The 24,712-nt window shown below is 58.3% G+C and carries 23 protein-coding genes and 1 pseudogene; 12 read left to right on the top strand and 12 right to left on the bottom strand.

The window, feature by feature from the left end; all coding sequences use genetic code 11:
- Positions 1 to 12: 12 nt before the first annotated feature.
- The 4 genes and pseudogenes from NLU14_RS05150 to NLU14_RS05130 form a co-directional block, all read left to right on the top strand.
- Positions 13 to 1,161: a DcaP family trimeric outer membrane transporter gene (locus NLU14_RS05150; RefSeq protein ID WP_275705101.1), complete on the top strand. Its 1,149-nt coding sequence runs from the start codon at positions 13 to 15 to the stop codon at positions 1,159 to 1,161.
- 216 nt (positions 1,162 to 1,377) lie between these two features.
- Entirely contained in the window at positions 1,378 to 2,127 is a 750-nt protein-coding gene (locus NLU14_RS05145; RefSeq protein ID WP_275705100.1) for an electron transfer flavoprotein subunit beta/FixA family protein, read from the top strand.
- Positions 2,128 to 3,069 carry an electron transfer flavoprotein subunit alpha/FixB family protein gene (locus NLU14_RS05140; protein ID WP_275705099.1) on the top strand — a complete coding sequence of 314 codons (942 nt, stop codon included), beginning with the start codon at positions 2,128 to 2,130 and terminating at the stop codon, positions 3,067 to 3,069.
- A gap of 329 nt (positions 3,070 to 3,398) precedes the next feature.
- Positions 3,399 to 3,467, top strand: a pseudogene (locus NLU14_RS05130) (4Fe-4S dicluster domain-containing protein); the annotation flags it as partial.
- Positions 3,468 to 3,505: 38 nt separating this feature from the next.
- Here NLU14_RS05130 and NLU14_RS05125 read toward each other — a convergent pair.
- Entirely contained in the window at positions 3,506 to 4,252 is a 747-nt protein-coding gene (locus NLU14_RS05125) for an NYN domain-containing protein (protein ID WP_275705098.1), read from the bottom strand.
- Positions 4,253 to 4,339: 87 nt separating this feature from the next.
- Positions 4,340 to 4,495 carry a hypothetical protein gene (locus tag NLU14_RS05120; RefSeq protein WP_275705097.1) on the bottom strand — a complete coding sequence of 52 codons (156 nt, stop codon included), beginning with the start codon at positions 4,493 to 4,495 and terminating at the stop codon, positions 4,340 to 4,342.
- A gap of 188 nt (positions 4,496 to 4,683) precedes the next feature.
- On the opposite strand from NLU14_RS05120, the gene NLU14_RS05115 reads away from it, so the two are divergent.
- A complete protein-coding gene (locus NLU14_RS05115; protein ID WP_275705096.1) occupies positions 4,684 to 5,652 on the top strand; it encodes a calcium/sodium antiporter in 969 nt (322 codons plus the stop codon).
- Between the two features lie 20 nt (positions 5,653 to 5,672).
- Here NLU14_RS05115 and NLU14_RS05110 read toward each other — a convergent pair whose 3' ends face one another.
- The 8 genes from NLU14_RS05110 to dctP form a co-directional block, all read right to left on the bottom strand.
- Positions 5,673 to 6,122: a DUF4124 domain-containing protein gene (locus NLU14_RS05110; protein ID WP_275705095.1), complete on the bottom strand. Its 450-nt coding sequence runs from the start codon at positions 6,120 to 6,122 to the stop codon at positions 5,673 to 5,675.
- An 82-nt stretch (positions 6,123 to 6,204) separates the two neighbouring features.
- Positions 6,205 to 7,413: a glycolate oxidase subunit GlcF gene (gene glcF / locus NLU14_RS05105; RefSeq protein ID WP_275705094.1), complete on the bottom strand. Its 1,209-nt coding sequence runs from the start codon at positions 7,411 to 7,413 to the stop codon at positions 6,205 to 6,207.
- Positions 7,414 to 7,720: 307 nt separating this feature from the next.
- Complete coding sequence (gene glcE / locus NLU14_RS05100; protein ID WP_275705093.1) at positions 7,721 to 8,785, bottom strand: glycolate oxidase subunit GlcE; 1,065 nt, start codon at positions 8,783 to 8,785, stop codon at positions 7,721 to 7,723.
- Positions 8,778 to 10,250 (bottom strand): FAD-linked oxidase C-terminal domain-containing protein, encoded by a 1,473-nt coding sequence (locus NLU14_RS05095; protein ID WP_275705092.1) that lies wholly within the window; start codon positions 10,248 to 10,250, stop codon positions 8,778 to 8,780. The genes glcE and NLU14_RS05095 overlap by 8 nt, the downstream gene beginning before the upstream one ends.
- A gap of 39 nt (positions 10,251 to 10,289) precedes the next feature.
- The gene (locus NLU14_RS05090; protein WP_275705091.1) at positions 10,290 to 10,715 is read right to left on the bottom strand and encodes a GlcG/HbpS family heme-binding protein; all 426 of its coding nucleotides are present in this window, start codon (positions 10,713 to 10,715) and stop codon (positions 10,290 to 10,292) included.
- Between the two features lie 20 nt (positions 10,716 to 10,735).
- A complete protein-coding gene (locus NLU14_RS05085) occupies positions 10,736 to 12,274 on the bottom strand; it encodes a TRAP transporter large permease (protein WP_275705090.1) in 1,539 nt (512 codons plus the stop codon).
- Positions 12,271 to 12,984 carry a TRAP transporter small permease subunit gene (locus NLU14_RS05080; protein ID WP_275705088.1) on the bottom strand — a complete coding sequence of 238 codons (714 nt, stop codon included), beginning with the start codon at positions 12,982 to 12,984 and terminating at the stop codon, positions 12,271 to 12,273. The genes NLU14_RS05085 and NLU14_RS05080 overlap by 4 nt, the downstream gene beginning before the upstream one ends.
- A 98-nt stretch (positions 12,985 to 13,082) precedes the next feature.
- Positions 13,083 to 14,219: a TRAP transporter substrate-binding protein DctP gene (dctP, locus tag NLU14_RS05075; RefSeq protein ID WP_275705087.1), complete on the bottom strand. Its 1,137-nt coding sequence runs from the start codon at positions 14,217 to 14,219 to the stop codon at positions 13,083 to 13,085.
- Between the two features lie 249 nt (positions 14,220 to 14,468).
- Between dctP and NLU14_RS05070 the strand changes: the two genes are divergently transcribed.
- The 6 genes from NLU14_RS05070 to astE all read left to right on the top strand — a co-directional run bounded on the left by NLU14_RS05070 (position 14,469) and on the right by astE (position 19,592).
- Positions 14,469 to 15,227, top strand: coding sequence for an FCD domain-containing protein (locus NLU14_RS05070; RefSeq protein WP_275705086.1), 759 nt, complete (start codon positions 14,469 to 14,471; stop codon positions 15,225 to 15,227).
- Between the two features lie 153 nt (positions 15,228 to 15,380).
- Entirely contained in the window at positions 15,381 to 16,151 is a 771-nt protein-coding gene (locus NLU14_RS05065; RefSeq protein ID WP_275705085.1) for an ABC transporter ATP-binding protein, read from the top strand.
- A 135-nt stretch (positions 16,152 to 16,286) separates the two neighbouring features.
- Complete coding sequence (locus NLU14_RS05060) at positions 16,287 to 17,039, top strand: transporter substrate-binding domain-containing protein (protein WP_275705084.1); 753 nt, start codon at positions 16,287 to 16,289, stop codon at positions 17,037 to 17,039.
- A 51-nt stretch (positions 17,040 to 17,090) separates the two neighbouring features.
- Complete coding sequence (locus tag NLU14_RS05055) at positions 17,091 to 17,795, top strand: ABC transporter permease (protein WP_275705083.1); 705 nt, start codon at positions 17,091 to 17,093, stop codon at positions 17,793 to 17,795.
- 3 nt (positions 17,796 to 17,798) lie between these two features.
- Positions 17,799 to 18,521, top strand: coding sequence for an ABC transporter permease (locus NLU14_RS05050; protein WP_275705082.1), 723 nt, complete (start codon positions 17,799 to 17,801; stop codon positions 18,519 to 18,521).
- A gap of 36 nt (positions 18,522 to 18,557) precedes the next feature.
- Positions 18,558 to 19,592 (top strand): succinylglutamate desuccinylase, encoded by a 1,035-nt coding sequence (astE, locus tag NLU14_RS05045; RefSeq protein WP_275705081.1) that lies wholly within the window; start codon positions 18,558 to 18,560, stop codon positions 19,590 to 19,592.
- Between the two features lie 12 nt (positions 19,593 to 19,604).
- Here astE and NLU14_RS05040 read toward each other — a convergent pair whose 3' ends face one another.
- Both NLU14_RS05040 and NLU14_RS05035 read right to left on the bottom strand, forming a co-directional pair.
- Positions 19,605 to 22,634, bottom strand: coding sequence for an efflux RND transporter permease subunit (locus NLU14_RS05040; RefSeq protein WP_275705080.1), 3,030 nt, complete (start codon positions 22,632 to 22,634; stop codon positions 19,605 to 19,607).
- Positions 22,634 to 23,713: an efflux RND transporter periplasmic adaptor subunit gene (locus tag NLU14_RS05035; RefSeq protein WP_275705079.1), complete on the bottom strand. Its 1,080-nt coding sequence runs from the start codon at positions 23,711 to 23,713 to the stop codon at positions 22,634 to 22,636. Before NLU14_RS05035 ends, NLU14_RS05040 begins: the two co-directional genes overlap by 1 nt.
- 165 nt (positions 23,714 to 23,878) lie before the next feature.
- Between NLU14_RS05035 and NLU14_RS05030 the strand changes: the two genes are divergently transcribed.
- Entirely contained in the window at positions 23,879 to 24,520 is a 642-nt protein-coding gene (locus tag NLU14_RS05030; RefSeq protein ID WP_275705078.1) for a TetR/AcrR family transcriptional regulator, read from the top strand.
- Positions 24,521 to 24,712 lie beyond the last annotated feature (192 nt).

The raw sequence follows: 24,712 nt of genomic DNA, 5'->3' as shown, positions 1-24,712 counted from the left end.
AGATGAAGCCCTATGCCCAATAACAAATTATTCACAGCCATCAAACTGACTACAGCCACTGTAGCGCTGGGTGTCGCCGGACAAGCGGCCGCCATCGGATTTAACGCTGGCGATACAACCGTCGATATTTACGGCTATGCACGGCTCAACGCCTCCTACGATATTGATGAAGATATCAGCCGATCTAGTGGCACCCGTTCAGGTGATTTCAGTAAAGTGAACACTGGAGCAGCAGAGGACGATGAAGTTTCCGGCCATTTCGGCGCCGATGCCGTGCAGTCACGGCTGGGTGTTCGTACCACGCTCCCAAATGATTTAAAAATCACCGTTGAAGGTGATTTCCGGACCAGTACCAGCACTGTTCGCTTGCGCCATGCCTTCGGCCAGTACAAGAACTGGATTCTGGGTCAGACCTGGTCGAACCACACAGCCTTTACGGGTGCCACCTCAGTGTTGGAATTTGACGGCGTGGCAGGTAACGCAGGCCTTTACAGCCGCTCTACCCAGGTACGTTACACTACTGGCGGTTTGTCACTGTCAGCCGAAGACTCCAAGGCAAGCATTACTGACGGTACTGCGGCTGTAGGGACCAAACAAAGCATTCCGACCTTTACCGCACGCTACACTGGCAAGTCCGGGCCTCTGGCCTTTTCCACATCTGCCCTTATGCAGCAGGTTGGTTATGATACAGGAACCGAAGACGACGCGGCCATGGGCTTTGCTGTCTTCGGTTCCGCCAAATTCAATGTCACCGATACGGTCAGCATTCAGGGCAACGTCAACTATACCGACGGCGCCAACGGCTACCTGTGGCGCTCAGGCACCAACTACTATGGTGAAGATGCCTACCTGGACGCCGATGGCAATGTAGAAACCATTACCGGCTACAGTGCCAACCTGGGCACCAGCATCAAGGCCGGTCCGGGTACATTTAACGCTGTTTATGGCATGACCACCATGGACTGGGATGATGCAGTCGATGATGGCCTGGCCGTGGGTGACAAGCACGAAACCAACACCAACGCTTTCGTTAACTACCAGTGGAGCCCGGTGCAAAGCGTCAATCTTGGCGTTCAGTATGGGTACTTCGAAGTGGAGAAAGTAAACGGTGACGAAGGCGATGCAAGCCGGGTAATGTTCGCGGCCCAGTACAACTTCTGAGCAAGTAGCTGAAGAGAAACCACCCGGGCCCGACGGACCCGGGTACTGCAAACGCTGTACGGTTACCGGTCCCTCCGCAGTCCGAATTCCCCCTGACGTTACTGGAACCCGATTTATACCGTCAGTCGCAATGGCCGACCGCTTGAGTCTGCATCCGTACGGGAGCTCACCTGACTCTCTGCACACGAAACCGGCACCTGAAAACTGGAGAATTGGATGAAAGTTCTGGTCGCTGTAAAACGAGTTATCGACTACAACGTAAAGGTGCGCGTCAAGCCGGACAATACCGGCGTTGATCTCGCCAACGTCAAAATGGCAATGAACCCATTCTGCGAAATCGCTGTTGAAGAAGCGGTTCGTCTGAAGGAGAAGGGCGTTGCCAGTGAAATCGTGGTGGTCTCCATCGGCCCGAAGGCCTGCCAGGAGCAAATCCGTACAGCCCTGGCACTGGGTGCCGACCGTGGTATCCACATCGAAACCGACGAAGAGGTTCAGTCTCTCGAAGCGGCCAAGCTGCTCAAGAGCGTGGTCGAGAAGGAAGAGCCCAAGCTGGTCATTCTCGGCAAACAGTCCATCGATTCCGACAACAACCAGACCGGCCAGATGCTGGCTGCGCTGACTGGCATGGGCCAGGGCACCTTCGCTTCCGAGGTGGTTGTTGAGGGCGACAAGGTTAACGTGACCCGCGAAGTCGACGGCGGCCTGATGACCGTGGCCCTGAACCTGCCGGCGGTGGTGACCACCGACCTTCGCCTGAACGAGCCGCGTTACGCTTCTCTGCCAAACATCATGAAGGCCAAGAAGAAGCAGTTGGACTCCATGACCCCGGCTGACCTGGGTGTTGAGCTGGCTCCGCGCCTTTCTACCCTGAAGGTAGAGGCCCCGGCCTCTCGCCAGGCGGGCGTGAAGGTTGCTGATGTAGCTGAGCTGGTCGACAAACTGAAGAACGAAGCGAAGGTGATCTAAATGAGCATCCTTGTAATTGCTGAACATGACAACAGCGAGCTGAAGCAGGCCACCCTGAACGTTGTGGCCGCTGCCAAGGCCATCGGTGGCGACATCGACGTACTGGTTGCCGGCGAAAACTGCGGTGCCGTAGGCGAAGCAGCGGCGAAGGCCGAAGGTGTGAACAAGGTACTGGTTGCCGACAACGCCGTATATGGCCACTTCCTGGGTGAGAACCTGGGTGAGCTGGTTGCCGAGGTAGGTAAGAGCTATAGCCATATCCTGGCCGCCGCCGGCACCGTGGGTAAAGACTTCATGCCGCGCGTTGCTGCGCTGCTGGACGTTGCCCAGGTATCCGACATCATGCGTGTGGAGTCCGAAGACACCTTCGTTCGCCCGATCTACGCCGGTAACGCCATTGCCACGGTGAAATCCACCGACAGCATCAAGGTGATCACGGTTCGCCCGACGGCCTTTGATCCGGTGGCCGGTGAAGGCGGCTCCGCTGCGGTTGAGCAGTTGGACGTGGTCAAGGACGCGGGCCTGTCCGCCTTCGTGAACGAAGAGCTGGCCAAGTCTGACCGTCCGGACCTGGGAAGCGCGGGTATCGTGGTTTCCGGTGGTCGCGGTATGCAGAACGGCGACAACTTCAAGATGCTGGAGCAGGTGGCTGATCTGCTGGGTGCCGCTGTGGGTGCCTCCCGTGCCGCTGTCGATGCCGGCTTCGTGCCCAACGACATGCAGGTTGGCCAAACCGGTAAGATCGTTGCACCGCAACTGTACATCGCTGTTGGCATCTCCGGTGCCATCCAGCACCTGGCCGGTATGTCTGACTCCAAGGTGATCGTTGCGATCAACAAGGATGAGGAAGCGCCAATCTTCCAGGTGGCCGATTACGGCCTGGTTGCGGACCTGTTTGAAGCGGTTCCGCAGCTTGAGGAAGAGCTTCGAAAGGTCAAATAGCTGCTACCGATGCTAGATAGTGTTGTCGCTGCACAATTGTACGTCTGAGTTGACTCCACTGGTCACTCATTGTTGTGACCCCTTGGCCCTCTTCATCGAGGGCATTTTTTTAGTAGGAGTATTTGTTATGGAACGCGAATCGATGGAATTTGATGTTCTGACCGTCCGCGTCGCTGAGAAAGGTCCCGAACGCCTTTATGCCGAAGAACATGCACAACCACGGCAACTACATCATCAGCCTGGGCAAGCGCCTGATCCAGGATTTCAAGCTGGACGAAGGCAAGGATCCCCAGCACTACGGCATCGGCATCAAGAAACTGTGGGACATCGACCCGGCCCAGAACATTACCTGGGTAACGCCGGAAGGTGGCGGTGGTCCGAATTATCCGAATATGTAAATTTCCGCGGACACGATTAGAACTCTGTTATTGCCGCCCTACTTTTGCTCCACCGGCTTATAAGCCCGATACCCCTGCCCGCTTGCCCCCTTCTTCACCGTAAAATACTCAGACCTGTCGACCAGTAAATCAGAGAATTTCTTGGCCCCATAAGTTCTCGGATCAAAATCCGGGCGTGTGCGCTTGAGGAATGAGCCTGCGGCGGAGAAGGTTGCCCATCCCTGGTCGTCCTGGGTTTGCTCCCAGGCCCGTTTTAACAGTGCTACTTCCTCGGGGAGCTTTTCCTGCCTTTTCCGTGGGGTTTCAGATTTAGCGACCTCATCGGGCACGACTTCTTCCGGGTACTCCAGGTTCTCGGTAAACAGAAAATCGTCACAGGCGCTTCTAAACGAAACCGGCGTCTTTTTCTCGCCGAACCCGAATACGTATATCTCGGCCTCCCTGAGCCGGGAGGCCAGTTTGGTGAAGTCGCTGTCGCTGGAGACCAGGGCGAACGCATCGAACTTGGAAGAATAAAGCAGGTCCATCGCATCAATAATCATTGATGCATCAGTGGCGTTCTTGCCTTTGGTATAGGCAAATTGCTGGATGGGCTGGATCGCCAGTTCGTTGAGAACGGTTTTCCAGTTTTTGAGGCTGTCTATGGACCAGTCACCGTAGGCCCGCTTTACAACCACGTGGCCATGGGAAGAGAGCTCTTCAATGATAAGCGGCAACTTTGATAACTGGGCGTTGTCCGCATCGATCAATACCGCAATCTTCTTGTGTTGCTCAAGATCCTTCATGCAATTCGTCCCTGTCTACCAGCAAGTTTTGTGGGAAACATGGTATGCCCCGTGACCGGAAACCGAAGACTTCCGCAAAACAACCCTTCAGGCAGCCTTGCGGAAGTCCTCGATTCGTACCGCCTTATCACGCTTGCGCTTGTACTTGCTTTTGTCCTCCACTACCCGCATCTGGTATTTCGGGGTTTTCAGTTCACGCTGAACTGTGCTGTGTTGTGTGGGCTTCGCCCGTTTCTTAGCCATGTTGGATAACTCCCGGATTGGCTGGTTGTATGTTCGATAACTATACCATCTCCCCCAATGCTGTTCCCGGCACATCCGCACAACTGCTGAGATAACAACTTCCGCATTTGCGTCTAATATCCTCCCGAACCAGAATGACTTACATCATTAACCGCTGCCAACAGCACCACACATTCAGGGAACTACCCATGCTTCTTTCGTTTCTGGCTATCGCAGTCGGCCTGGCGCTTCTGGTGTGGAGTGCCGGCAAGTTTGTTGAGGGTTCGGCAGCAACAGCCGGGCACTTTGGCATGCCGCCGCTGTTGATCGGCATGGTGGTGGTTGGTTTCGGCACCTCGGCGCCGGAGATGGTGGTGTCCGCCCTGGCGGCTTCCCAGGGCAATCCGGGCCTGGCGTTGGGTAATGCCTATGGCTCGAACATTACCAACATCGCCCTGATCCTCGGTATCACCGCCCTGATGAGCCCGATCGCGGTACACTCTCAGGTGATGCGCAAGGAGCTGCCAATCCTTACGGCGGTGACGGCACTGGCTGCCTGGCAGTTGTGGGATGGCGAGTTGACGTTCGTGGATGCCCTGGTGCTGCTGGGTGTGTTTGTCCTCCTGATGGCCTGGTCCATCCGCCAGGGCATGACCCAGAAATCCGATGCCCTGGGCGCGGAGATTGCGGAGGAGATGATCCAGCGTTCCATGCCGCTTCGCAACGCGGTGCTTTGGCTGATTGCCGGCCTGTTGGTGCTGGTTGTCAGTTCGCGGATTCTGGTGTGGGGCGCGGTTGAGATTGCCCACGGCTTTGGGGTCAGCGACCTGATTATCGGCCTGACCATTGTGGCGGTGGGCACGTCCCTGCCGGAACTGGCGTCGTCTGTGATCGCCGCCCGCAAGGGTGAGCACGATATTGCCCTGGGCAATATTCTGGGCTCCAACCTGTTCAATACCCTGGCGGTTGTGGGCATTGCCGGCACCATCAGCCCGATGGTGGTGGCGCCGGAGGTGTTCTACCGGGATATCGCGGTGATGTCCGCCCTGACGTTGTCGCTATTCTTACTCGGCTACGGCTTCCGTGGTCCAGGGCGGATCAACCGCCTTGAAGGTGGCTTCCTGCTGGCCTGTTTCGTGGGTTACACGGCCTATCTGATCTCCACCACGTTCGCCTGACAGGCGAGCTCGCTGGGCGCTCAGCCAAGTATGCACTTTCGTGACAGCTTCTGGCTGACTTCCCGGCGCTGGCGCCGCAGGCGGTTGCCCTGGTCGTTGGAGTAGCCGGCTCGCAGTTGCTTCTGGATTCGTTCCAGCTTTTCCCGGTAATCCTCGCAGCGGGCGTCTTTGCGCTCGCGTTCACGGGCTTCCTGCTGGTCGGACATCGTCCGCTGGCCGGCATTGCTGCCTTCAAGGCTGCGACTCACTTGCTGGTTGATTTTGCTTACCCGCTTGCCCCGGGTGATGTTCTCCCGCATGGGGATCAGTGAGGGGTTCCTCAGTTCCACGCGTTTGTGTTCGCGTTCACTGGGTTTTATGTCGGTAAAATGAGCAACGCCCTGGTCGTCAATCCAGGTGTACATTTTCTCGGCTGCTGAAACGGCGGGGATGACGAGAAATATAAAGGCTACGGCCTGCCTCCATGGCATCGGTTTCCACTCCCTGTGGTTTGTTTAATGGCGCGGGCATTATAAACAAAACCACAGGCGAGTGAGAGGCCCGGGCCACAGATCAGGCGTCCAGTAGTTCAATCCAGTGCTGGACCGGTACCTGAGCCTTGGTTTCCAGGTGCATCTGGCAGCCGATGTTGGCGGTTACAATTCTGTCCGGGTTGTCCACGGTCAGTGCCTTGAGCTTGTTGTTCAGCAGGCGTTGGCTGAGCTCGGGCTGAAGGATGGAGTAAGTGCCCGCTGAACCGCAACACAGGTGCTTTTCCTTGGTTTCCGCCAGATCGATACCGGCCTTGCGCAGTACCTGGTCTACCACGCCGTTCTGCTGCATGGCATGTTGCAGGGTGCAGGGGCAGTGGAAGGCGACCTTGCCAGCGCCCTTGGGGACGTTCAGTTTTTCCAGGTCCTGTTTGAGCAGGAAGGCGCCAAGATCAATCGTCATGTCGCTGACCTTTTGCGCCTTGGCGGCGTAGACAGGGTCACTTTTCAATAGATGGCCATACTCCTGAACCATGGCGCCACAACCGGAGGCGGTCATGATGATGGCTTCGGCGCCGGCCTCAATGGCGGGCCACCAGGCGTCGATGTTGCGGCGCATGGCGTCCAGGGCCTTTTCGTGTTCGGAGAGGTGATGGTTCACCGCGCCGCAGCAGCCGGCTTCCGGTGCTTCCACCATGGTGATGCCAAGCCGGTCGAGTACCCTTGCGGCGGCGGCGTTGGTGTTGGGCGTGGCGGAGGGCTGAACGCAGCCGGCCAGGGCCAGTACGATGCGGTCGTGGCTGGCCGTCGGCCAGGGACTGGCCTGTTTCCTGGGCGGCACTTTGGTGCGCAGTACCGTCGGCAATACCGGGCGGAAGAACTGGCCCATGCGCAGCAGCAGGCCGAACAGCTGGCGGTTGGGGAGCACGCGCGCCAGTGACCAGCGTATCCAGCGTTCTTTGGGGGGCCGTGGCATTTCCTGTTCCATCAGGCCACGGCTGATGTCGATCAGGCGGCCGTATTTTACGCCGGAGGGGCAGGTGGTTTCGCAGCTGCGGCAGGTGAGGCAGCGGTCGAGATGTTCGCGGGATTTTTCGGTGATTTCTTCGCCTTCCAGGAACATTTTCATCAGGTAGATGCGGCCTCTTGGGCCGTCGCGTTCGTCGTTCAGTTCCTGGTACGTTGGGCAGGTGGCGGTGCAGAAGCCGCAGTGTACGCAGGCTCGCAGGATGGATTCGGCTTCCTGGCCTTCTGGGGTGTTGGCGAATCGTTGGACTAGGTTGGTTTGCATTGTTTACCTGCTATCAAACTTTGTGCATGAGCGGGTGAGGTAGGGGTATCTGAAATACGCTCAAGCCCTCCATGGGCGCTTGGGCTCCGCCATCCCTGGCTCCGCACAATTTCAGATACCCCTACCCCACCCGCTTTCAGATTTTGTGCTGGCCGCCTGACTGGAGTTCCGATGCGGAGCAGCTGGGACACCCCTTCCGAAACTGTGCGTAGCCATGGATGGCGGAGCCCAAGCGTCACATGGATGTGCCGAAGGAGCGGGTTTCGGAAGGGGTGTCCCAGCCGCTCTGCCAACTCCGAAATCACTATCATAGCCAGCTGTACAGTCGCCCGGGGTTAAAAATACCGTCCGGGTCGAATGACTTTTTCAGTCGTTGCTGGATTTCTTTTAGCGCCCGTGGCTGGTGGTGCATGACTTCATCCGTGCGGTCACCGCCCCGGAACAGGCTTACCTGGCCGCCGGCGCGTTTGGCCATGGTTTCCAGCCGGGCAATGTCGGCTTCGCCGCGGTACCAGCGCTGAGAGCCCGCCCAGTCGATCAACCAGGGGCCGTCGAGGTCCGGGTTGGCAGCGGTGGAGCCGACGGAGAAGCGCCACAATGGTTCATCACCGGCAAAGAAGTCGTGCTGCATGTGTTGTAGCTGTTGCCAGAACTGGTCGCCCTGCTCCATCACTTCGCCGGTCCATTTTTTGGCGGTGGCTTCCACGGCGGATTTGGCGCCGGCCAGGCGCAGGTAGACTTTGCCGTCTACCCAGGCGGCGCCTGTGATGGGTTTGGGTTCCTTCGCGCGGCTGTTCATGTAGTGGATGACGTCGTCCATCGGCATGTCCTGCACCAGGGTCAGGGACATGGCCGGTTTGGGCATGACTTTCAAGCTGATTTCGGTGATGGCGCCCAATGTGCCCATGGCGCCGGCCTGTAGCCGGGAGGTGTCGTAGCCGGCGACGTTTTTCATCACCTGGCCGCCGAAGCGCAGATGTTCGCCCCTGCCGTTAAGCAGGCGGATGCCCAGTACCTGGTCCCTCACCGAGCCGGACCATGGCCGTGCGGGGCCGGAGAGGTTGCAGGCCAGGGTACCACCGAGGGTGGAACCGTCACCGAACCTTGGGGGCTCGAAATGCAGGCACTGGCCTTCTTCGGCCAGGGTGGCTTCGATTTCCGCCAGGGAGGTGCCGGCGCGGGCGGTTAATATAAGCTCTACCGGGTGGTATTCGACGATGCCGGTGTGCTCAGCCAGTTTCAGGGTGCCGGCGTCTGTATCGGCGGCGCGGCCCATGAAGGCTTTGGTGCCACCACCTTCGATGTTGAGTTTCTGGCCCGTTTGTCGGGCCTGGAGAATCTGCTCCTTCAGCGTCTGCGAAATATCAGCCATGCGCAGCGTCCACCGTGTCGTGTTTGTGTTGCTTATATTCAAGCGAGCGGTATTCCTGGCAGAACCGCAGGGCGGGAACGCCCTTGCCGGGGTTGAGGATGCCGGCAGGGTCGAAGGCGGCCTTTACGTCGTGGAATTGCTGCAGCTCCTCGTCGTTGAACTGCACGGCCATCTGGCGGATTTTTTCCACACCAACGCCGTGCTCACCGGTGATACAGCCGCCCACTTCCACACATAGATTAAGGATGCTGCTGCCAAAGGCTTCGGTACGTTCGAACTCGCCGGGCACGTTGGCATCAAACAGGATCAGCGGGTGCAGGTTGCCATCGCCGGCGTGGAACACGTTGGCCACACGCAGATCGAATTCTTTCGACATTTTTTCCATTTCCAGCAGCACATGAGCCAGGTGCCGGCGGGGGATGGTGCCGTCCATGCAGTAGTAATCCGGGGAGATGCGGCCAACCGCCGGGAAGGCGGATTTGCGGCCCTTCCAGAGCAGCGCCCTCTCCTCCTCGCTCTGGGAGGTTTTTACCGAGGTGGCGCCCAGTTTGCGGAAGACGTTCTCGGCCTGCTCAATGTGCTCGTGTACCTCTTCTTCGGTGCCGTCCACTTCACACAATAGCAGCGCCTTGGCTTCACGCGGGTAACCAGCCTGTGCGAAATCGTCGGCCGCAATAATGGCGTAGCCGTCCATCATTTCCAGGCCGCCGGGAATAATGCCGTGGGAGATGATGCCACCCACGGCATCACCGGCTTTCTGCACACTGTCGAAGCCGGCCATCACCACCTGGGCAATTTCCGGTTTCGGCAGCAGTTTTACGGTCACCTCGGTGACAATTCCGAGCAAGCCCTCGGAACCGGTCATCAGCGCCAGAAGATCCATGCCACAGACGTCCAGGCCATCACTGCCAATGGTTACCCGCTCGCCCTCGGCGGTAATCATCTCAACGCTGAGGATGTTGTGAACCGTCAAACCGTATTTCAGGCAATGCACGCCGCCGGAATTTTCCGCCACGTTGCCGCCGATGGTGCAGGCAATCTGCGATGAGGGGTCCGGTCCGTAATAGAGACCGAACTGGGCAACCTCTTCACTAATGGCCAGATTACGAACACCCGGTTGCAGCCGCGCCGTCCGTGCTAATGGATCGATGTCCAGGATGCGGTTGAACTTGGCCAGGGACAGCACCACGCCTTCCTTGTGGGGCATGGCACCAGCGCTGAGGCCCGTTCCGGCACCGCGGGCAACCACAGGCACTTCGTGCTCGTTACAGATGCGCATCACCCGCTGCACCTGTTCGGCGGTTTCCGGAAGCACTACGAGCATGGGCATCTCGCAATACATGGACATGCCATCGCATTCGTAGGGCTTCATGGTTTCGTCATCGGTGATGACAAAGTCCGGGTCGATAAACGCGCGGAACTGTTCCGCCAGCTCCGCTCTGCTGATTTTCGGCTTGGTGGTCATAACGTTCTCATGAATGGATGGCTTCCTGTGTGACAGCCATCAACCACGTTTGGTTTCAAAGTAATCAATCCCCGCCTGGGCACAGTCCATGTCCTGCTGAGGCGTGCCCGAGCTGATACCAATACCGCCCACAACTTCACCATCGACGATCACCGGCAGGCCGCCGCCAACAGAACTGATACGCCCACCCACTTCGGTATGGATGCCGAATGCCAGCTTGCCGGGCACGTTGACGGCGTTGTAGTCGTGGGTCGCCTTCTTCGCGGCCGATGCGGTGAACGACTTGTCCTGGGCAATGGTCACGCTGGTGATCTTGCCGCCGTCCATGCGCTCAAACGCGATCAGGTTGCCAGACTCATCCGTGATGGCGATGCACATGGGCACGCCTATTTCCCGCGCCTTTTCCGCTGCGCCTTCAATCAATATTCTGGCGTCCGCCAGATCAAGCCGTTTAACCGTCAACATAAGTCATTACTCCTCATTTTTTAGCCATAAACCAGATTGGGTAGCCAGGTAACAACTCCCGGGATGAGCACACAGATAAACAACCCGAACGCCTGGATCGCCAAGAATACCAGAGACGATTTAAAGATAGTGCCCATGGTGATATCCGGCGGGCACACGCCCCGAATGTAAAACAGCGCGTAGCCGAAAGGCGGGCTGAGGAACGACATCTGCATGTTCACCAGGTAGAGCACACCAAACCACAGCACCACATCCTCACCCGGCACCGCCGGGAAGCCCAGCAGGCCGGGGAACTCCAGCGCCTCGACAATCGGGATGAAAATCGGCACCGCCAGCAGCAGGATACCAACCCAGTCAAGAAACATACCCAACACCACCAGCAGGACCATCAACAGCAGAAGGACAGCGTAGGGCGACAGGCCAATGCCCAGAATGGTTTCAGTGATGAAGTCCTGGCCGCCCTGCAGGATATAGAAGCCAACAAAGACCGACGCACCGAACATGATCCACAGCACCATGGCTGATGCCTTGGCGGTAGTTACCGATGCATCACGCAGTGTGGCAACAGAGAACACCTTGTGTTTCATGGCTACCAGGATCGCCCCGAAGGAGCCAATACCGGCAGCCTCCACCGGAGTGGCGACACCCCCGAACAGCAGGCCAAGCACCAGGAAGACCAGGAACAGCGGAGCGATCAGGTCTTTCAACAGCAGCAGCTTGTCTTTCAGCCCAATCCGCTCTTCCTCTGGTACTGGCGGCCCCAGCTTGGGGTTCAGCCAGGAACGGACGCCTACATAGGTCACATAGAGACTGGAGAGGATCAGGCCGGGAATGACCGAGCCCAGGTACAGCTCACCTACTGATTGCTGGGCCACCACCGCGTAAAGGATAGCCAGAATCGATGGCGGAATCAGGATGCCCAGCGTACCGCCAGCCATAATCGACCCGAGGGCGATCTGTTGGTCATACCCGCGTTTCAACATCGCCGGCAGTGCGATGATGCCCATGGTAACAACGGCCGCGCCGATAACACCGACCATTGCCGCCAGAATGGTGGAAGCAATGATGGTGGCAATAGCCAGGCCGCCGCCAAGGCCGCCCATCCATTTGTAGACCACGTTAAACATCTCTTCGATAAGGCCTGCCCGTTCCAGCATTGAGGCCATGAAGATGAACAGCGGTATTGCTGCCAAGTCCGAATTGGTCATCATCGGAAAGATCCGGCTGGGGATGATGTTCAGCATCATCGAATCGCCCACCAGATAGATGAACATTACGCCAAGGCCACCTGTGACGAACGCCAGGGGCAAGCCCATCATCAGCAGCACGGCCAGAGACCCGAACATGATGTAGGTCAGCGGGCCGATCTTCACATCCGACAACATCCCCGAGAGTTTGAACAGGAATTTCTCATCGCTGAAAGGGTCATAGAACAGGATGTTTATGACTTCCACCAGCATCACGAACGTAAGGGCAACCGTGGCAATGATCATCAGCCAGGTGCCAAGCTTTCCAGTCAGGGAGCCACGCCCCTGGTTGACCATGGTATCCGTGCTCATGCGTGTTGCTCCCGGCCAAGTTTGATAAATACCGCGATGTCCTTGATCAGTTTGGACAGACCAGCCAGGAACAGCAGTAACGATCCCAGCAGCATCACGCCTTTCACCGGCCAGTACTGAATGCCCCAGGTTTCAACAGTTCGTTCATCCATCGAGTAGGAGTTCTCGAAAAAGGTCCAGGAGGTGATCATTAACGCAATCGCGAACATGAAGAAGAATGTCGACGTGAAAATATCCATGCCCACACGACCCCGTACCGGCAGGAAGTTGTAAACCACGTCAACCCGCACATGGGCGCCATGGAGCAGCGCAAACGCACCGGCCAGCAGGTATTGCATGCCGAACAGCAGAAAGCTGGCTTCGTGTACCCAGATCGTAGGCTGGTTGAACAGGTAGCGCATGACCACTTCAAAGAAATAGAACACCACCGCGTTTACGGTCCAGAAGGAAATAAAGACACCGGATTTCTCGCTGATCCAGTCCACCGCCTTGGTGAACCAGTTACTGACGTCGCTGTAATCAACGCTTTTCTTCAGTTCCGCTTCAATTTGCTGAAGCTTTTCATTGGCCGCAGCATTTTTGTCGACGGCTTTAACGCCGCGCTGGGAAAGCCAACGATCCAGCGCCATCATGATCAGCGGCATTACCGCCAGCCAGCCCCAGTAAAACCAGTGAGGCATCACAAAGCCGAACGCACTCAGATCAGACATGTTTTATCACCTTTAATCACAGAGCGGGGAAGGCAGGGGATGTGCCGTCAGCGCACTCCCTGCCTTCCCCGTGATCAGTTTGTTATGGTTGTGCAGGCTTACATGCCTTTGATGTCTTCCTCGTCGATGTAGCCGACGGTCTCGTTCATCATGTACTCAAGCTGAATATCCAGTATCGCCCTGGCATCCTCGTTCTTGGCGGCCCAGTTGAACCAGATCGGGATAGCAGCCTTACGGAAGTCCTCGAGGTCTTGCTGGCTCAGGCGTGTCACCGTATCGCCATCAGCCTTGAACTTCTTCATCGCCTCAATGTTGCGTTTCTGGATGGTGAGGTAGTGCTTCTGGGAATAGTTGCGAACCTCGTCCTCAACCAACTGCTGCAGTTCCGGATCCAGTGCATTCCACGCCCGCAGGTTGACGGTCAGGTCCATCAGGTCCACCGGCTGGTAGATAGACATAACGCCTGGAGGGCCGAACATGATGTAGTCAGTCACCTGGGAAAAGCCAAGCTCATAGTTCACCGCAGGGCCGACGTAGTCAGCCGCATCGATGGTGCCCTTCTCCAACGCCGGGAAAATATCCGAGCCCGGCAGGCTCACCGTTGACACACCAAACTGCTGGAACACCTCGGCCACCATGCCGCCCGGTACACGCATCTTCATGCCTTCCATGTCTGCCAGGCTGTTAACCGGCTTCTTGGAGTGGATGATGTTGGCGTCGTGTTGAATCGGGCCGACGTAAAACAGGCCGAACTTCTCATAGATTTCGCGGGTTTTTTCCAGCATGCCCATGGAGTAGAACATGATGTCCCACTGGTGCGGCTGGTCAGGGCCGGCGGGGTAGGATGACAGGAAAACCGAGGCCGGAATCTTGCCGGACCAGTACAGGGTGAAGGGGTTCATGCCCTGCAGAACGCCGTTGCGAACTGCTTCAAAAAGAGCGTTGTTATCCGCTGCGACCGACTTGGCCGGGTACGGCTTGATGATCAGCTCGCCGCCGGATTTCTCTTCCATGCTGTTGGCCCATTCCTCGAACAGGTCATAACCGACGGTGCCAGCGTCCCATACTGACTGTATTTTCCAGGTGGTGGCAGCCATGGCCTGGCCAGCCCCCGCAAGCGCGATGCTACAGACGGTGGCCAGAGCAGCCGACCTCAGGAAGCCGCGCCTGGGGGCGATTTTTCCGGCCTGCGAATCCTGAGCAATATACTGCTCACTGTTGTTGTTGGTATTCATCGACACATCTCCGTTGACATTGTTTTTATCTGGGTCAGGTCAACGCCGGCAACAACCGGCATTGAATCGATATTCGTAGTCCTGCCCGGTTTAGTCCAGTGGATTGCCAACTGGTCAGACCAGTTTCGTAAATCGCAGATAGACGAATAGGCTGTAATGGGCCATATTTACTGGTCCCGAAAGGGATTCTTTAATTCGCAACACAATAAAAACAACTGGTCAGACCAGTGCATCCTTGCAGGTAGAACCATGGCGATCGCGCAGGAAATCTCCTATCGACTTGAACGACTGATCCTCGACGGCGGGTTGGCGCCGGAACAGAAAATGCCGTCAGAACGGCAACTGGCCACCAGGCTTGGCGTGTCCCGCGCCATCATCCGGGAAGCCCTGCACGAACTGCAGGGCCGTGGCGTGATTGAAACCCGGCACGGCAAGGGCTCGTTCGTGGCCCGAATCGTGCCCGGCAGCGAGGAGGATGGCGAGGACAGCCCGCTGTTGCAGATGTTCACCGGCCATCCGCGCACCCTGTATGACCTTCTGGAAGTTCGCGAGCAACTGGAGGGCCAGGCCGCCTATCTGGCGGCACAAAGGGCCACCACGCTGGATCTCCACCGTATTACCAAGGCTTACTCCGCCCTGGAACAGACCGACCCCCTGACCAACGCCCGCCCGGACCACAGTTTCCATCAAGCCATCGTGGAAGCCTCCCACAACCCGGTGCTGGTCCACGTACTCAATGGCCTCAAGAACCTGATGCTGTTGACCGTGGAGGCCTCCGTGGCGAACCTGAACCCACGGGAGGAGATGCGCAACAAGATCTCCCGACAGCACAAGAGGATCTACCAGGCGGTGATGGCAAGAAAACCCGAGGCAGCAAAGCGCATCGCCATGGCCCATGTGCGATTCGTCAGTGATGCCATGCGCACCATCGAACAACAGGGAACCGCCATCATTCGCGTTTCCTTCAATGCGTCGGCGTCGCCGGAAAAGGCATCACAACGGGCGTAATCGGCAAAAAGCTTGCATCAAACGTTCAATAATCCACAATTAACAGGCGGCATCTGTGGTGAAAGACAATAAAACCCTCCCCCCGGGGTATTGATTTCCACCACCACAGTCCGTAAAACTTGCGCCTTTGTTACATAGCCTCAGGAGCCACCTATGGCAGATTCAGCGCCTCTGATCTGCAAGGATATCCACAAGACCTTCGATCAACTGGAAGTCCTTAAGGGCATTTCACTGGAAACCAAAAAAGGTGACGTTGTATCCCTGATCGGCAGCTCCGGCTCCGGGAAGAGTACATTTCTGCGCTGCGTCAACATGCTGGAAACACCCACTTCCGGCGACATTATCGTGCACGGCGACCCGATTCGGTTCACAACCAACCGCAAGGGTGAGCGAATTCCCGCCGACAACAAGCAGGTGGAACTGATTCGCGCCCGGCTTTCCATGGTGTTCCAGAGCTTCAATCTCTGGTCCCATATGACCGTTCTTGAAAACATCATCGAAGCCCCCGTCCACGTCCTGAAAGTCCCCAAGAAAGAAGCCATCGAAAGAGCCGAAGCCTACCTGAACAAGGTCGGCATCTATGAACGCAAGGACTACTACCCGGCCCAGATGTCAGGCGGCCAGCAACAGCGGGCTGCCATCGCCCGGGCCCTGGCCATGGAGCCGGAAGTAATGCTGTTTGACGAACCCACCTCCGCGCTTGACCCTGAGCTCGTTGGCGAGGTTTTGAGGGTTATGCAGAACCTTGCGGAAGAAGGCAGAACCATGATCGTGGTCACCCACGAGATGTCTTTTGCACGGGATGTATCGTCCCAGGTCCTGTTCTTGCATCAGGGCGTGATCGAGGAGCAAGGCACACCGGACAAGGTCTTCGACAATCCGGACTCAGAACGAATGAAGCAGTTTCTGGCTCCCAACTTCTGATGTGCAGTGCTATCTTGAAACCATGTTTCCTTGCCGGGGCGGATCCGCTCCGTAAGAAAACACCAAAACCAGCAAAATAAGGCAGACCACTGCCGATAATAAAGCCCACAAGGCTGACTACTGGAGAAGTGACTCATGAGAAAACTGATTGTTGCAGCAAGCGTCGCCCTGGCCATGATGGCAGGTGTCGCCCACGCCCAGGAACGCAATCTTCGCATCGCCTTCGACGTGCCCTACGAGCCGTTCGAATACAAGGATGAAAACGGCGATCTGACCGGTTTTGAAGTGGAACTGGCCGAAGCCATGTGTGAAGAGATGAACGCCAACTGCGAATTCGTCATTCAGGCATGGGACGGCATGATTCCGGGCCTGCTGGCACGCAAGTTCGACCTGATCATGTCTTCCATGTCCATCACCCCGGAGCGCGCGGAGCAAGTCCTCTTCTCCGAGCCATATTACAACACCCCGGGTGGCTGGTTCGCACCTGAAGACTTCAACACCGACGTGACCGACATGGAAGCCATGGAAGGTATGACCGTTGGCGTACAGCGTGGCACCACCATGGACACCTTCGTGACCGAGGAAATGGGCGGTGTTGTATCCATCAAGCGCTACACCACCGCGGACGACATGGTCCTTGACCTGGAAGGCCAGCGCCTGGACGTAGTCTTTGTTGACTACCCAGTGGGCGAACAGACCGTCCTGAGCAAGGAAGGCTTCAAGGAAGTGGGTGAGCCGGTCAAGCTTGGCCAGGGTGTAGGCGTTGCCATGCGCAAGCGTGACAAGGAACTGGCCGAGGAAGTGAACGATGCCCTCGCCACCCTGAAGGAAAATGGTACCTACGATACCATCATGGAAAAGTACTTCGCATACGACGTCAAGATGTAAAACTGGCCCGGGGGCAGCCGTTTTGGCTGCTCCCGCTTACCGGATGTTCCCATGATTGACTTGAAAGGCTACGGGCCGGCCCTGCTGGATGGGGCTGTGGTCACCATTGAACTGGCCTTCCTTTCCCTTGCCCTCGCGTTGGTGCTTGGGCTGATTGGTGCCTCTGCCAAGCTATCCAAAAGCCGGGCAGCCATAGGGATTGCTACCACCTATACCACCCTGATCCGTGGCGTACCGGATCTGGTGATGATGCTCCTGTTTTACTACGGCGGTCAGGTGGCCGTTAACAACCTGTCTGATTATCTGTACAACGCCTACGGTGTGGACTTCTTTTTCCAGTTTGACCCGTTTATTTCCGGCGTAATCACCATTGGCCTGATCTTCGGCGCCTACATGGCGGAAACCTTCCGCGGTGCCTTCCTGGCCGTTGACAGTGGCCAGATTGAAGCGGCCCGGGCCTATGGCTTCAGCCGCTGGCGCACCTTCCACAGAATCATACTGCCGCAAATGCTGCGCCATGCCCTGCCCGGCATCGGCAACAACTGGCAGGTACTGCTGAAAACCACCGCGCTGGTATCCATCATCGGTCTTACCGATATGGTGCGCGTGGCCGAGGAAGCGGCCAAAGCCGAACGCATGCCGTTCCATTTCTTTATTCCGGTGGCGTTTGTCTACCTCAGCCTCACAGCCGGTTCCGAGCTGTTTATCAAGTGGCTCAACAAGCGCGCCAATGTTGGCGTGGTACAGGGGAGCTGAACCATGCCTGATTTTATCGCTGAACTACTCAACCGCAACGATATCTTTACCGCCTCGACCATCATGGAGTACTGGGGCGGGCTGGTTACCACCGTCCAGCTGGTCTTCCTGTCGCTGGTACTCGGCCTGGTCATTGCCATTCCGCTGGCAATCATGCGCACCTCGAAAAACCCGCTGATCAATGGCCCGGTGTGGTTCTACACCTACCTTTTCCGGGGCACGCCGCTACTGATCCAGCTGTACATTATTTACTACGGACTGGCCCAGATTGAGGGCATCCAGCAGACATTCTGGTGGGAGATCTTCCGTGGGGCCTTCTACCCTGCCCTGCTGGCATTCACCCTGAACACGGCTGCCTACACCACGGAGATCATCCGTGGCGCCATTGTGGCCACGCCCAGCGGCGAGATTGAGGCGGCAAAGGCCTATGGCATGAGCTGGGCCCTGCGGATGCGCCGGATTATCCTGCCGAGCGCGGCCAGACGGGGGGTACAGGCGTACTCCAATGAAGTTATTTTCATGCTTCACGCCAGTGCCATTGCCAGCGTGGTAACCCTGGTGGACCTGACCGGCGCGGCGCGGAATATTTATTCCCGGTTCTACGCGCCGTTTGATGCCTTTATCTTTGTGGCATTGGTGTACATGGCCCTGACCTTCATACTGGTATTTGCGTTCCGCAAACTGGAAAACTACCTGTTGCAGCATCAGCGGCCCGTCAGTGGCTGACATTCCAGTTTGTGGCCTGTTATAGCGGGAAGTTGCATGAACCTACAAGCACAGTTGTTCGGCCCTGACCTGGACTGGCTCTCCCACACGCTTGCACGGGCAGAGCACGTCTCGTCCGAAAAAATTGTTGTGCTGGATGATGGCGCAGGGCTGCAGCTGCAGGATTCCGGATTGCTCTACCTGGAACCGCCGGCGGATCGTCCCAACCCCAATAACGAATCACTGATCGTTTCCGCCGGCGTACACGGTAATGAAACGGCGCCCATTGAGGTTCTTAACAACCTGCTGAACGAGTTGCTGCACGGGAAGTGGCAGTTGGCCTGTCCGGCCCTGTTCATCCTCGGTAATCCGCCAGCAATGGATGCCGGCAAGCGGTTTCTTGATGCAAACCTCAACCGGCTGTTCGGGGGAGCTCACCGCAAGCCGGAATATCGGGGCCTTCCCGAGGCGGATCGTGCCCGGCTTCTGGAGAACGCCTGCAAGGCCTTCGCTGCAAAACATTCCACCAATCTGTGCCACTACGACCTGCACACAGCCATTCGCCCTTCCCTGCGGGAGAAGTTCGCACTCTACCCGTTTGTGGAGGGCAGGGACATTCCCGACGAGCAGGTTGATTTCCTGTTGGAAGCAGACGTGGAAACGCTGCTGTTGCAGCACCGCGAAGGCACCACCTTCGCCTCCTTTTCCTCGTCCGAACTGGGGGCGGAGAGCTTTACCGTGGAACTGGGCAAGGTGCGGCCATTCGGGCAGAACGACCTCAGCCGGTTCACCGGCATTGCCAACGCATTGCGCCGGCGCCTGCAAGGCGAGCCCCCACCAAAGCCTGATAGGGCCTCAGGGCAGATCACGGTGTTTGAAGTGGTGCACGAGATTCTGAACACCGGCGACAGCTTTCGCTTTCACGTGCCCGACGGTGTTGCCAACTTCACCATGTACGACCCCGGCACGGTGATCTGGGAAGACGACACCACCTGCTACAAGGTGGGCGACACGCCCGAAGGCATTGTCTTCCCGAACCGCGACGTGCCCGTGGGCCAGCGTGTGGGCCTGATGATCAGGCCCCGGAGCTAACCAGACGGAATACTAGGCCGGTGCGTTCTCCGGCTCCGCCACCTTGCAACTGATCACCCGGGTACAGACCGAGGGCACCACCAGCAATGTCAGTACGGTGGAGGCCAGCAACCCGGAAATGATGGCCCAGGCCATGGGTGGCCACAGGGTGGAGCTGGAGAACGCCAGTGGCAGTAGCCCGGCAACGGTGGTGGCCGTTGTCAGCAGGATGGGCCGGGTGCGCTGCTCCACCGCCTTGCGAACGGCATCACGAATGTCATCCCCTTTTTCCAGCTGCCGGTCCATCACATCCAGCAGTACGATGGCGTTGTTCACCACGATGCCCACCAGCGCGACCACACCCAACAGCGACTGAAAACCGAACGGCGAGCCGGAGAACACCAGCCCCGGGAAGATACCCACCGTTGCCAGCGGCACCGTCAGCAGGATAATCCCCACGCGGCGGAAAGAATTGAACTGTATCAACAGGAAGAACAGCAACAGCAGCACACCGATGGGCGCCGTGGTCAGCAACGCATTATTGGCATCACCGGAGCCCTCGGCATCACCGCCCATTTCCAGCCTTGTTCCCGGTGGCAACGGGTTGCTTGCAAGAGCCGCGTCCAGCCCTTCCAGGACCTGGCTGAAACTGTAACCGGTATGCAGGTTGGACCAGACGGTATTCATCCGGGTGCCATTGCGCTGGTACCGGGCGGCCGATTGCCACGAGGTTTCCACCGAAGCGATGGCAGACAGTGGCACCGCGTCGCCCTGATCATTGTAGATGTTCACCGACAACAGCCGTGGCAATGACAGGCTGGTGCCTTCGCGGGAACGCAGCACCAGAGGAATCGGGTCTTCCTCCTGGCGATACTGCTCCGCCACCACACCGAAGCTCTGGCCATACAGGCTTTGGGCAACATCGGCGCGGTCCAGGCCATAACGGGCGGCGCTGGCATCGTCCACATTGATGGCGATGCTGGGCACGCCGATATCCAGGTCGTGGCGGACATCCACAGTGCCTTCAACCCGGCGTAGCGCTGCAAACAGCTGTTCCGTTGCCTGGGCACGGGTTTCGTCGTTAGCGTGATACACCCGTACTTCCACCGGCGCTGCCCGTGGTGGCCCCTGGCCGAGGATACCCACGGTTACCTGCAGTTCGGGCATTTCCTGCCCGGCATAATCCCGTATCCACTGCACCAGGCCGGTGGTGTCTTCCAGGGTGGGTGTCGACACCACAATCCGCCCACGATTCGGGGCCTGGGGCTCCCGCTGCAGGTTGTAATAGAAGCTGGGGCCGGTAAAGCCGGTGAACCGGTGTACCAGCAACGCCTCCGGACGAGTACGAATGGCCCGTTCAAGATCCGCTGCCACGCTGGATGTGCGTTCCTGGTCAGTGCCCTCCGGCATATATAGCTCAACCACCACTTGCGGGCGATCCGCATTGGGAAAAAACTGCTGTTTCATGAAGGGCGTCAGCGACAGGCTGAACACCACCAGTGCCGTACCGGCAAGAATCAATGTACCGGGTCGCCTGGCTACCAGACTGCCCAGGTAGCGGGACAGGCCGATCAACCGGTCCTCCCGCGCATCCGCCTTGCGGGGCTTCAGGAAGCGGGCCGCCAGCAGGGGCACGGCGGAAACCGCCAGCAAGTAGCTGACCGACAGGGTAAGCATGATCATCACCGGCACACCGCGGGTAAAATCCGCCGTTCCACCCTTGGACAGCAGCAACGGCATGAATGCCGCTATGGTGGTGCCCGTGGAGGCTCCCAGCGGGCCTGCAAGTTCCCGTACTGACCGCTTCAGGGCGTCCAGCCGGCGCATGCCGTCGTCCAGGTACCCCTGGATGCTCTCCACAATCACGATGGCGTTATCAATCAGGATGCCCAGGGAGATCACCATGCCGATCACCGCAATCTGGTGCAGCACTCCGCCACCCAGGTCGTAGAGGCCGATACTGATCAGCGCCACCATGGGCAGGATCGACGCCACCAGGATGCCCATGCGGATACCCATGCCGGTGAACACCACCGCCACAATGATGATGACCGACATCACCAGGCTCCAGGCCAGGTTATCCAGGCGCTCTTCCACTTTGTCGGGCTGGAAGAACATCTCGCGGATCTCGTAAGGCGCGAATTCGTCACGGATCAGCGACAACCGCTCCCGCACACGTTCGCCGAAACGGATGGCATCGGTACTGCCCTCTTCCATGATCATCGACACCAGGACTACCCGTTCACCGTCGTACCAGGCTTCCGGCTGCCGGGGCTCGGCGGGGCCACGCCACACCTCCGCTGCTGCGGCCAGGGGCACCTGTGAACCGTCCGGCAACTCAATCGGCGTGGCACGAATGGCATCCACGCTGGTGAACTCACTGTTGGGCAACACCGACAGGCGGCGGCCGTCCGAGACCACAAACCCCCCGGGTATGGTCTGGTTGCGGCGTGAAAGGGTGTCCAACACCCGTGCGGGTGAAATGCCCAACCGATACATGGCGGCATCGTCCAGTGCCAGGGTGATCTGTTCGTCGGCGTCGCCGTCCAGCTCAATGCGGGATACACCGGGAATATCCGCCAGGTTCTGTTTTAACCGCTCGGCAACGTCACTCAGTTCCGTTACCGAACCGGAACCACCAACGGCCAGTATGATGGCGGGAATATCGATCAGGCGGTCATCAAGCACCATCTGGCCGACATCATCCGGGAAATCCAGCCGCGCCCGGTCCATCGCCTGGCGCACCCGGTCCCAGGCCGAGTCGGTATCGTAGATGGTATCGTTCAGGCGCACGTTGAACACCGCTACCCCCGTGCGAGCAGTGGCCTTGGTGAAATCCACTTCCTCCACCTGGCGAAGCTCATCCGACAATGGCTGCAGCACCAGCCGTTCAACCGCTTCGGCACTGGCGCCAGGGTAGTTGATGGTGATCAGGCCGGCACGGTAGGGAAAGGATGGGTCTTCCTGGCGGGGCATGGTGCTGTAGGCAGCAATACCCAAAAGGCACAGCATGGTGACCACCATGCCCAGCAAGCGCTGGAAATTAAGCAGGCGCACTGACATTAGTGCACCTCCACGGCATCACCGTCGGAAATACGGGTCATGCCTGCGAACACCACCTGGTCACCGGCGGTAAGGTCGGTTGCGTCCACCACCACACGCTCGCCGATAATCCGCTGAACCGTTACTGGCACCCGGTGGGCAATGCCATCCGCAATACGAAACACACTGGCGCCACCGTTGGATTTCATCACCGCCAGCAGCGGCACAGTAGTGGCAACGGTTTCGCGGGGTGTAATGCCCACCTCCACCGGCTCGCCCGGCTCCAGCGTGTCCGCCGGCAGGCTCACCAGCACCGGATGAAGCTCTCCGCGAACACCACCGGACTGGGCAATCTCCACAATAGAGCCGGTTACCGGCGCACGGTTGCGGTCCTGCACCGACCATACGGGCAGCAGTTGCGACAGCGCCACATGGTTGAGCATGTAGGCGGGTACTCGCACCTCCACCTCACGGCCTTCCGGTGAAGACAGTCGCATCACCGGTTGCCCCGACGCCACAAACTCATCCCGCTCCACCAGCAGGGCTTCCACCCGGCCATCGAACGGTGCCCTCAGTTCACTCTCCCGCAACAATCGCGTCGCCTCTGCCAGCGACGCTTCCGCCGTTGCCACACTGGCCTTCAGGCTATCGCGCCGGGAGGCCAGTTGTTCCAGCCCCTGCTCCGACACCACACCGCGTTCGTGCAACTGGCGGGAACGCTCCCATTCCCGTCTGGCCTGGTCATACTGGGTTTTGAGTTCTTCCAGCCGCGCGGCGGCGGAATCCCGGGCCGGCTCCAGGGCCGGGTTGTAAACCCGCCCCAGCAGGTCGCCGGCTTTCACGGCCTGCCCCAACTCCACCGCCCGTTCACGCAGAGTACCGCTTACCTGGAATGTCAGCGTCGCTCGCTGGGCCGCCCGCACAATACCGGAGAAACGCAGTGATACACCTTCCGTCTGGCCGCCGGTCACCTCGGCAGCACGCACCGTCACCGGGGCAATGCCCCTGTCCGGAGCCGGCTCACTGGATTTACAGCCACTGACAAGCAAGATTGCAACGGCCGCGAGGGAAACGATAGCGGAGCGCCGGGTAGTGTTCATTGAGAAGTCCTCTCTTCCATCTTCACGATGTGTTATTGCTCGTCCATCCGGTGGACAAAAATTTATTATTAGACATAATGTCATTCTTTGACAATTTGTCAATAACCAGCTTTGATCGTATACCATGTATCATGAGAGCGCAGTTTCAATAATCCGGAAGCCCCTATGAGTGAGCCGTTAAAAACCCGTAGAGAGAAAGAAAAGCAGGCCAGGTACGACGCCATCCTGGACGCTGCGGAACTGGTGTTTTCGGAGAAGGGCTACGAGCGCACGTCCATGGACGACATCGCCCGCACGGCCGCGCTCAGCCGCGCACTGCTGTATGTGTACTTCAAGGACAAGGCGGCGATCCAGCGCGGCATCATGCTGCGCGCTGGCCACAGCCTGTGCCAACGCTTCGAGGACGCCCGCCAGACGGCGGATACCGGGCTGGCTCAGATTACGGCCATGGGGAATGCCTATTACCAGTTCTACCGTGAGCAGCCGGATTATTTCTCGGCGCTGACAACAGCCTCAACGGCCATGGCGGAGGCGGATGACGAGTTGGCGGGAGAGATGTTCTGCTGCAAGGCCCAGACCATGGACCTGATGGTGGGTGCGATAAACCTGGGGCTGGAAGACGGCACCATGAACCGCGACCGCATCCATGACCCAGTGGAGACGGCGCTATACCTTCGTGGCGCGCTGCACGGCGTGATCATGCTGTGCCAGAGCGAAATGGCCGAGAGTGGCCTGGAGGGTGGTTTTCCCGCGGAGTCGCTGATTCGTCACACCATGGAGATGCTGACTTCCTCGATCGCCTCTTAATGGGGCTCGCCTGTTAATTTTGGAGATACCGCGGCGGTGGGGAGGCTTCCCCAAAACACGCCCGTAAATACGTCCCTGTAGGGCTCGGTCGCGCCATCCCTGGCGCTCCACGGTTTTGGGGAAGCCTCCCCACCGCCGCTCGCTCAACCACAGATACGTAGGTCGGATTAGCGAAGCGTAATCCGACAAAAA

Source organism: Marinobacter iranensis, assembly GCF_029207565.1.
Taxonomy (GTDB): domain Bacteria; phylum Pseudomonadota; class Gammaproteobacteria; order Pseudomonadales; family Oleiphilaceae; genus Marinobacter; species Marinobacter iranensis.
This window is presented reverse-complemented; position numbering and strand designations above follow the sequence as displayed.